The sequence below is a fragment of the Microcystis sp. Msp_OC_L_20101000_S702 genome (genome assembly GCF_007095705.1).
GTDB lineage: Bacteria > Cyanobacteriota > Cyanobacteriia > Cyanobacteriales > Microcystaceae > Microcystis > Microcystis ichthyoblabe_A.
On the sequence record NZ_SFBO01000107.1, the window covers coordinates 1 to 9,104 of the forward strand.

The following is a 9,104-nucleotide window of genomic DNA, read 5'->3' on the forward strand; positions in this document are numbered from 1 at the left end:
ACCTATTTGTGCCTTAAGTCCTTTCCTGTATGAATTTCAGCTACTTTTGAGCGTAGTTGCTCTCATCGAATTTTATTTTAAGTTAATTATTTGCATAACAATTCCCGAAGAGCCGAAAATCTACGGTTTCACCGATAGGTTATTGCCCGAATGCTTCGCCCGTACTTTTTCAGCAGACCCTATATAGATGTCAATTTTAGCAAATTCCCGTTACGAAAATCAAAACTACATAGTATAATGGTACTGTTAATTATTTTTGGAGGTGTCAATATGACATTAACAGAAAATCAAAAAAACCTTTTGCGATGGATAGTTAAAGAAGTACGGGCTGGTAATCTTAAAGAGGACAGTATTTGGTACATTAGGAATCTTACAGATTATGGTTGGGTTGATTACAAGGGTTCTGATAGCTGGCCTCCTGTCACATTCGCAACGTTCGATATATTAGAAGAATATGGTTATATTAAATGGCAACAAAAAAGCCAGCATCAATACAAAGGCACTCTAACAGGAAAAGCTTATGAAGCGGTTGATTCTAACTTTGCTGAACCCAATCGCTCGGCTATTCCTCATATAATTCCCTTGACTGAAGTTGAACATTTAGACTCCGAACTATGGGAGAGAGTCCGTTTTTCTGTGAGTGCGGGTGGAGATAATCCAAAAGCGTGGGATACTGCGATTCGCAATGCGACAGTGGTTTTAGAGGACCGCATGAGGAAACTGGGAAATATTGATAATATTAATCAAAAAGCCACGGGTAATGGTATTGTTAACCTAATTTTTGGAAGCAATAAATCTGTACAAAAAGATAAGCTTCCATCAGAAGAATTAGAGGCATACCGTGATTTATATTCGGGTACAATGAAGCTTTTTCGTAACCGTTACGCTCATCGATTCATCGATCCTAAACCAGAGGAGGGTGGAGAAATTATCGTATTCATTAATTTATTGTTGAAGATGCTAGATAATTTAGATTGGGAGACAGAAAACGAGAATACATAAATCTCTAATTCTTGTCTGGTTTAACGGTGGATTACGCTGACGCTAATCCACCCTACTGTAGGATAATTGTCTTCTAGCTTCGTAGAGGATGACAGCAGTAGCGATCGCAACATTTAAAGATTCCACACCACCAAAGAGGGGAATTTTCACCGTTTCATCGGCTAAAGCCGCTAATTGGGGTGATAAACCGGCTCCTTCATTGCCTAATAATATTAAAGTCGGACGGGTAAAATCAATCTCCCAATGGTTTTTGGTGGCTGTGGGTAAAGTTGCGATCGCTTTTACCCCCTGTGCTTGATATTTTTTCACTAAAGCCGATAAATCCGATTCTACCACTAGGGGCGATCGAAACCATTCCCCAGCGGAACTGCGGATCACTTTCGGGTTATCGATTTCGACGCTATCGAGACTTAACCAGATACCCTGTACCTCCGTAGCCACGGCAGTGCGAATAATAGTGCCGAGATTGCCTGGATCCTGCAATCTTTCCAAAACTAAGCCCAATTGTAGCGGATTTGGGGGGATTGGATGAAGGTGATGACGGGAAATAGTGGCAATCACACCATCGGGATTAACCGTTGTTGCTAGGGAAGCGAGGACTTCCGGGGAAACTATCTCGACTCGTCTGGCTTGATTTTGAAGTTTCTCTGCTAATTCTCCCTGTCTTTGCTGCCACTTTTCTGTCAAACAGACCGTCTCTAGGGAACAATTCAGGGCTAAAGCTGTCTCTAATAAGTGGGTTCCCTCAATTAAGGACAAATTCTGCTCCTGTCGCTCTCTAGTGCGGTGTAGCTTGCGAATTTGCTTGATTAAAGGGTTTTGAACACTGCTAATCATAGCCAATCGGATTTTTCACCCCGCTAGGGCTGCCCTAAATAACTACGTTTTGAGGGAGATAATGCGGAACTCGGGACTTGAACCCGAAAGTCTTTGCAGACACTAGAACCTGAATCTAGCGCGTCTACCAATTCCGCCAGTTCCGCATTTTTCTTTCACGATCTCTTATTATACTATCGGACAATCCATAAGTCAAGATAGTTAAGATAATTAAGACAAAAATCGTTTTTCGGGGTAGAATCACCAATAATTCGTTCAAAAATCTGATAAAATGCAGTCTAATTTTGCCGAAGCTTTCCTTAGCCAAGACTCCCAACTAAGATAAATGAATGATCCTATGACTATCGATATCGAGCATCCCTATTTAGAAATTCAAGGTCGTCACTCTCTCAAGGGTGAAGTCAAGATCAGTGGTGCCAAAAATGCCGCTCTAGTGATTATGGCGGGAGCTTTACTCTGCTCCGACGAGTGCCAGATTAGTAATGTACCTGCCCTAGCCGATATCGAGCGGATGAGTCAAATTCTCTCGGCTTTAGGCGTGCAAGTCCGTCACACCGGAGATAGACTAGAGATTGATGGCAGAGACCTCAAACAAGCTCAAGCACCCTACGATCTCGTCTCCCAGTTGCGAGCCAGTTTTTTTGCCATTGGACCGATTTTAGCCCGTTTAGGAGAAGCAAAAGTTCCCCTCCCCGGCGGCTGCGCCATTGGGGCCAGACCAGTGGATTTGCACGTTAGAGGCCTACAGTCAATGGGTGCAGATGTATTAATCGATGGCGGCATGGTACACGCCCGCGTTAAGGGTAATGGTCGTCTGAAAGGGGCGAATATTTATCTGGATTATCCCAGTGTGGGAGCGACGGAAACCCTAATGATGGCGGCGACTTTAGCGTTCGGGGAAACCATTCTCGGTAATGCGGCCCAGGAGCCAGAGGTGATTGATTTAGCCAATTTTTGTGTTTCCATGGGGGCAAAAATTCGCGGTGCCGGGACCAATACAATTGTTATTGAGGGAGTTTCCCGTCTGCACAGTACCGATTACAATATCATTCCTGATCGCATTGAAGCCGGGACTTTACTGATAGCCGGGGCGATTACCCGCTCGGAAATTAGTCTTTATCCCGTGATTCCCAGCCATTTAGCTTCGGTAATTGCCAAACTGCACGAAATCGGTCCAGAAGTAGTGGAAGATGGTCCTAATCGTCTCCGGATTATCCCTAGAGACTTAAAAGCCACCGATATGGAAACCCTGCCCTATCCCGGTTTTCCCACGGATATGCAGGCCCAATTTATGGCTCTATTAACTTTAGCCGAGGGCAGTAGCGTGGTTAATGAGACGGTTTTTGAAAATCGTCTGCGTCATGTGGCGGAATTAAAGCGTCTGGGAGCAGATATCAAGGTCAAAGGAAATGTGGCTTTAGTGCGCGGTGTGCCTTTCCTCTCCGGGGCTCCGGTGATGGCCACGGATCTACGCGCTTCGGCAGCTTTGGTGGTAGCAGGATTGGCAGCCCAGGGGACTACTATTGTGCAGGGACTCCATCACCTCGATCGAGGTTATGATAATTTAGAGGGTAAATTAAGAGCATTAGGGGCAAATTTACGCCGGGTTGATCCTTTAGCCTTAGAATTGGCTACCCTGACCCAATCTTAATAGAAAAAGGGCGAAGCATTCGGGCAATAACCTATCGCTGAAACCGGAGATTTCCCATCCGAATGCTTCGCCCCTACAGATATTATCTGACTTTTTCACCGCCTATTCATCGGCTGTAAAATAACGCTCTAGAAAATCGAGAGCATGATTTCTTAAATCATAATATTCTTGAGTTTCTCGCATGGCGTGACGATCCCGGGGATGGGGAAAAGGCACTGTTAAAATCTCACCGATATTAGCATGGGGTCCATTGGTCATTAAAACAATGCGATCGGACATGAAAATTGCCTCATCTACATCATGGGTAATCATAATCACCGCTTGCCGGTGACTCTCCCAAATTTTCAGCACTTCCTGTTGTAATTTTCGCTTAGTTAAAGCATCTAAAGCCCCAAAAGGTTCATCCATTAATAGCATTTTCGGTCGAGTTACCAAAGCGCGAGCGATGCCCACCCGCTGCTTCATTCCGCCGGAGATTTCTTCGGGATATTTATCGGCAGCGGCCGTTAAATGCACCATAGCTAAATGTTCATTAACAAGGCTATTTTTTTCAACTTTACTAGCACTTTTAAGAACTTCATCCACTGCCAAGCGAATATTTTCTCGCACTGTCAACCAGGGCAAAAGAGAATAATGCTGAAAAACCATCATGCGGTCAGCCCCCGGTTTACGAATTAATTTTCCTTCTAAAGTGACCTGTCCCGAGGAGGCTTGTTCTAAACCGGCGATAATTTTTAAAAGCGTCGATTTGCCGCAACCGGAATGACCGATCACCGAAATGTATTCTTGGGAACCAATAGTTAGATTGACCCCATCGAGGACAACAAAATTACTGCCATCAGCCTTAGGATAAGCTTTAACGATATTTTTAATCTCTAAAAATTCTTCCCCGGAAAAGGAACTTGAGAGCGGGTTAGGAACAGAGGAGAATTGGGTCATAATAATGAATTATCCCTGCAAATAAAAGAATTGAGGTGAATTGGCGCGAATTTCAAAACTGTTGAGATAACCGACAAGATCGCTAGGATCAAAAGCTTTTTGATCGATAAAAGCCCCCGGAGGTACGACGTAATAATCCTCGCTGGGAGAAACAATACCCATATCGTCGGCGATTTGACGGTATAAATCAGTTTTCCAAGCTTTTTTGGCTACTTCTTCCGCATTTTTGGGTATTTCAGCAATCTGTCCCCAGCGAGCGGCTTGGGTGATTAACCAAAGACTTTCGGATTGCCAGAGAAAGGTAGAATGATCGTGATCGGCTTTGGCAATATCTTTCGGCATGGCGAAAAAAATTGTCGTCGCTAGATCCTCAACCAGACGTTTTCGATCATCGAAACCCCCATAGCTGTAATCCCCAACGATGCCGGGGCGGGTAAATTGTGGTTTTGCCCCTGTAAACGAGCGCCCGGAAATGATCGTCGCTACTTCCTCTCGATTTTCAGGTCGATCGCAATACTGACAAGCTTCAATCATCGCTTTGACTAAAGAGCGATAGGTTTTCGGGTTTTCTTCGATAAAAGACTCCATCACCGCTAGAATGCGATCGGGGTGTCCTTGCCAGATTTCCCGTCCCTGGGCAAAGGTAAAACCGACCCCTTCGTTACCCCTAATCGCCCTAGTGTTCCAGGGTTCGGCCACCATATAAGCTTGCATTGTGCCAATACGCATATTGTTGACCATCTGCGGCGGCGGAATAATCAAAAGACGAAATTCTTCGATCGGATTAATGCCCATCGATGCCGTCAGGTAACGCAGGAAGTATTCATAGATGGAGGAACTCAAGACCACCGCCCAGATGCGCTCTTGCGGGGGGATACTCTGGAAATAGGCTTGCAGTTGCCGGCCCGCTTGCTCAAGATCGCCATTATACTCTTGCCAAGGTCGAAGGCCAAAATCCCACATCGGCCGATTCATGGTCATAGCGTTGCCGTGACGATGAATAGTCATCGCCCCACACAGAGGGGCAACCCGGGTCCCTTCTGCCCCCGTCCTCGCATTGGTAATCGCCCCGGAGACCACGGGAGAAGCATCCAAGCGTTTGAAGATAATCCCATCACGGGAATTCGCCCAACTTGCTTCCCGACTGAGGCTGACATTCAGTCCATACTTGCGAAAAAAGCCTTTTTCCCAGGCGACGGCGAAGGGGGCGCAATCATTGACGGGGACATATCCCACGGTGAGGTTAGGTTTTTCTAGGGTTTTCGGATCGATAATCGGGGTTACGGCTAGGGCTGCCTCGGTTAATCCCGTCGGGTTGCGACTGGCATTGATAGTACAGGCAGTCAGGCTACCAGTAACCAAAGTCGTCCCCAATCCCTGAAGGAAGGTACGTCTAGATATGGGGGGAATCATGGTATTAACTGCCCGGTTTAGCGGGACGATGAGTGACAAGGACTTGTAAACGGCTAATTAGGTAATCGAGGATTAAACCGGTAACGCCGATGACAATCACCGCCAGAAAGACGGAACTAAGGTTTAAGCGATTCCACTCATCCCAAAGAAAAAACCCGATTCCCACACCTCCGGTTAACATTTCCACGGCTACGATGACTAGCCAAGCAATTCCTAAACTTAAGCGCAATCCCGTAAAAATGTAAGGCAAACTAGCGGGGAGGATAATTTTAAAAATCTGGCGATATTTGGGCATTTCTAGGACTCTGGCCACATCGATATAGTCTTTGGGTACACTACCGACTCCTAGGGCTGTATTAATCATGGTTGACCAGAGGGAGGTGATGAAAATCACAAAAATGGCCGAGGGTTCCGCGACTCCAAACATGGCCAGAGAGATGGGTAGCCAAGCTAGGGGGGAAACGGGGCGTAGAATTTGAATGATCGGATTGAGGATGAGCATAGCCAGCCGGGATAGCCCGATGAGAAACCCGACCGGAATAGCCACTAATGCTCCCAAGAGAAAACCAATTAAGACGCGTCGCAAACTGGCCAGCAATAGCCAACCGATGCCGAGATTGCCCGGACCGCGACGATAGAAGGAATGGAGAATATAATCGAGATTGCTAGTCAAGGCCTGCCAAGGATTGGGCATCAATTCACTTCGGAAAGTCGCAATCATCCACCAGAGGGTAATCAGACCGATAAAACCCATCGCCGGATACAGTACCACATCCTTAAACAGCCAAGCTTTCGCTTGCCTGCCTGTGGCACGCCCAGCGACTAAAATAGCCGCAATATTCATGTTATTTACCCTTATATAAGGATCGAGGTACAGATAATGAGCAGTACCAACCAAGAATCCTGAAAGAGCCAGAATATTTGCAGAAATATCTCCTATTCTGTTTCTCTTCAGTCTTCCCCCAATGCCGACGAAGTTAGCTGACGGGCTAGGACTGAGAGATGTCCTTTTCATTGACTGAAATTCGCCCCAAATTCGGTTCCTCCGCTTCAACAGACCACGGTTGAATTAGGCTGACTTACTCTATTTGCCCAGAATGATAACACATTCGATCGAGTTGTGGGAAAATCCCGGTCGCCCCTGATACTAAATCATTTTTTAACAGTATGATTAACTCCCAATCCAACTTTAAAAACCCACTCCCCACTTCCCCAATTCATAATTCATAATTCATAACAGGAGTCCGCATCGATCGCATTCACCAAATCTTAGCCATTACTAATACAAACCCCGGCAATTCTGGATCACCACTAATGGTTTCAGGAGCATTTAAAATCTCCGGTTCTTGATGGGGACGATAAATATAGACTTGGCGATTTTGGCGATCGATTAACCAACCCAATAAAGTACCATTGGCAATATATTCCTCCATCTTTTTCTGCAAACTGGATACTGTATCACTAGCAGAACGTAATTCAATGACAAAATCGGGACAGATGGGGGCAAAAGAGGCTTTTTGTTTTTCTGTTAAAGCATTCCAGCGTTCTAATTTAATCCAAGCAGCATCGGGTGAACGAGTCGCGCCATTGGGCAGCGTAAAACCCGCACTGGAATCAAACCCAAGCCCCGTTCCATCTAGTTCTGACCAGTTCCCCAGTTGCAGAGCTATGTTAAAATTGCGATTACCCGTATCTGAAAAAGCAGGGGGCATAACGATCACTTCTCCACTAGCGCTGCGTTCAATGCGTAAATCTCGATTGGCTAAACAAAATTCATAAAATTGCTCCTCCGTCATCGGCATAATCCAAGGAAGATCAATCATCAAAGGAGCCGAGGTCGCTTGCACAAGTAGTGTCGTCATATTTTCGCCCTACTCAAGAATTACATGAGTTAACAACTGAATGCCCTTCAATCTTAACTTAGCTCTAGTCATCGGCATTATTGACTACTAAAAGATAGAAGGCGATCGCTCTTAACGTTGCTAAAGAAGCCTGACGGAGAGGAATGTAAATATTTATAAAAATGTAGCTTAGGATACAGTTTTTGTGGGGAGTGTGTGATTTTATGTTGTCCGTCTTTTCAGAAAAAGAAACCACAAAAGTCTCCTAATACCATCAATAAAATCCCACAATTACCCTTCATTAATTGGAGGGGTTTTTATCAGTTGACTGTTGATTGTTCACTGTTCCGTGAGCGAGATTTGTCCATAATTCAGCCGACAAACTACTATTAATGCTTGGGCATAGTTTTTCCTAGCTTAGGGGGACTGAAAGTTTAATTTTACCTCTGTTATTCAAATAGAATTATGAAACCCTCTTGCTGAAAATGATTGTCGTGAGTTAACACTTGACTGATTAGATCTCTTGCATAAGTCTAGACAAAATAGGATAAAATAGTCCAAGAGTTAAGATTGAAAGATGACTTACGAACAAGTAAAAACTTTAAAGCCAACAGAGTTCAAACGCTTGTGTGGCGTGTATCCAGATACATTTAAGGATATGGTAACAGTCCTAAAGGCAGAAAAAGTTTGGCAAAAAAAGACAGGTAGACCTAGCAAATTGAGTACGGAAGACCAACTACTAATAACACTAGAATATTGGCGAGAATATCGCACCTATTTTCATCTGGGAAATAGTTGGGGTATTAACGAATCAACGGCGTATAGAATTGTTAGGAAAGTAGAGAATATTCTCATCAAATCAAGTCTGTTTAATCTACCAGGAAAAAAAGCCCTCTTAGAAAGTAATAGTGAAATAGAAGTAATAGTGGTGGATGTGTCAGAACAGGAGATAGAAAGACCCAAAAAAAAACAGAAATCATACCATAGTGGCAAGCAGGAATACCACACATTAAAGTCGCAAGTCGTTGCCGATCTCGCGCAGCGAGCGCGTTGCGACCAAAAAAGCGAGCAGGTAATCTGTGTCCGTTGTGAGAAAGGAAGAGTCCATGATTTTCGACTGTGGAAAGAGAGCAAAATAAGGTTAAATAAGAAAATAGAAATATTAGGGGATAAAGGCTATCAAGGAATTCAGAAGCTCCATCAAAACAGTCAAATTCCTCATAAAAAAAAGAAAAAAGAAAAACTAAGTAAAGAGCAAAAAAAGCCAATCGTCAGTTATCACAACGGCGCATAGTTATAGAGCATATTCATCGTCGTCTCAAAATATTTCGGATACTTTCATCAAGATACAGAAATCGCAGACGGCGATTTGGTCTGAGATTGAATTTGATTGCTGGTATCTACAATTACGAACTTCGTTA

At 44.4% G+C, this 9,104-nt stretch carries 9 protein-coding genes, 1 tRNA gene and 1 riboswitch; of the genes, 4 read left to right on the forward strand and 6 right to left on the reverse strand.

Going from position 1 to position 9,104, the window contains the following annotated elements; translation table 11 throughout:
• Both EWV60_RS11800 and EWV60_RS11805 read left to right on the forward strand, forming a co-directional pair.
• On the forward strand, positions 1-187 hold a 187-nt coding region (locus EWV60_RS11800), incomplete at its 5' end, for a hypothetical protein (protein ID WP_287232418.1).
• An 83-nt stretch (positions 188-270) separates the two neighbouring features.
• Positions 271-1,002 carry a TIGR02391 family protein gene (locus EWV60_RS11805; protein WP_287232420.1) on the forward strand — a complete coding sequence of 244 codons (732 nt, stop codon included), beginning with the start codon at positions 271-273 and terminating at the stop codon, positions 1,000-1,002.
• Positions 1,003-1,044: 42 nt separating this feature from the next.
• On the opposite strand, the gene EWV60_RS11810 is transcribed toward EWV60_RS11805, so the two are convergent.
• Both EWV60_RS11810 and EWV60_RS11815 read right to left on the reverse strand, forming a co-directional pair.
• The gene (locus EWV60_RS11810; RefSeq protein ID WP_287232422.1) at positions 1,045-1,839 is read right to left on the reverse strand and encodes a TrmH family RNA methyltransferase; all 795 of its coding nucleotides are present in this window, start codon (positions 1,837-1,839) and stop codon (positions 1,045-1,047) included.
• Positions 1,840-1,901: 62 nt separating this feature from the next.
• A tRNA-Leu gene (locus tag EWV60_RS11815) sits at positions 1,902-1,985 on the reverse strand.
• Between the two features lie 191 nt (positions 1,986-2,176).
• Here EWV60_RS11815 and murA point away from each other — a divergent pair.
• Complete coding sequence (gene murA / locus EWV60_RS11820) at positions 2,177-3,490, forward strand: UDP-N-acetylglucosamine 1-carboxyvinyltransferase (RefSeq protein ID WP_043997523.1); 1,314 nt, start codon at positions 2,177-2,179, stop codon at positions 3,488-3,490.
• Between the two features lie 102 nt (positions 3,491-3,592).
• Here murA and EWV60_RS11825 read toward each other — a convergent pair whose 3' ends face one another.
• The 4 genes from EWV60_RS11825 to EWV60_RS11840 form a co-directional block, all read right to left on the reverse strand.
• On the reverse strand, positions 3,593-4,429 hold the full coding sequence (locus EWV60_RS11825) for an ABC transporter ATP-binding protein (RefSeq protein WP_271936994.1): 837 nt from the start codon (positions 4,427-4,429) through the stop codon (positions 3,593-3,595).
• Between the two features lie 9 nt (positions 4,430-4,438).
• Positions 4,439-5,842 carry a CmpA/NrtA family ABC transporter substrate-binding protein gene (locus EWV60_RS11830; RefSeq protein WP_287232425.1) on the reverse strand — a complete coding sequence of 468 codons (1,404 nt, stop codon included), beginning with the start codon at positions 5,840-5,842 and terminating at the stop codon, positions 4,439-4,441.
• Between the two features lie 4 nt (positions 5,843-5,846).
• On the reverse strand, positions 5,847-6,686 hold the full coding sequence (ntrB, locus tag EWV60_RS11835; protein WP_287232427.1) for a nitrate ABC transporter permease: 840 nt from the start codon (positions 6,684-6,686) through the stop codon (positions 5,847-5,849).
• A gap of 107 nt (positions 6,687-6,793) precedes the next feature.
• Positions 6,794-6,928, reverse strand: a riboswitch (cyclic di-AMP (ydaO/yuaA leader).
• A gap of 173 nt (positions 6,929-7,101) precedes the next feature.
• On the reverse strand, positions 7,102-7,704 hold the full coding sequence (locus EWV60_RS11840; RefSeq protein WP_002797340.1) for a Uma2 family endonuclease: 603 nt from the start codon (positions 7,702-7,704) through the stop codon (positions 7,102-7,104).
• Between the two features lie 556 nt (positions 7,705-8,260).
• Between EWV60_RS11840 and EWV60_RS11845 the strand changes: the two genes are divergently transcribed.
• Positions 8,261-9,104 (forward strand): IS5 family transposase gene (locus EWV60_RS11845; RefSeq protein WP_287232430.1). Its coding sequence is split into 2 segments (ribosomal slippage), with 845 coding nucleotides annotated over them: positions 8,261-8,948 and positions 8,948-9,104; the frame shifts between segments, so codons are not numbered across the junction. This gene is flagged as partial in the annotation.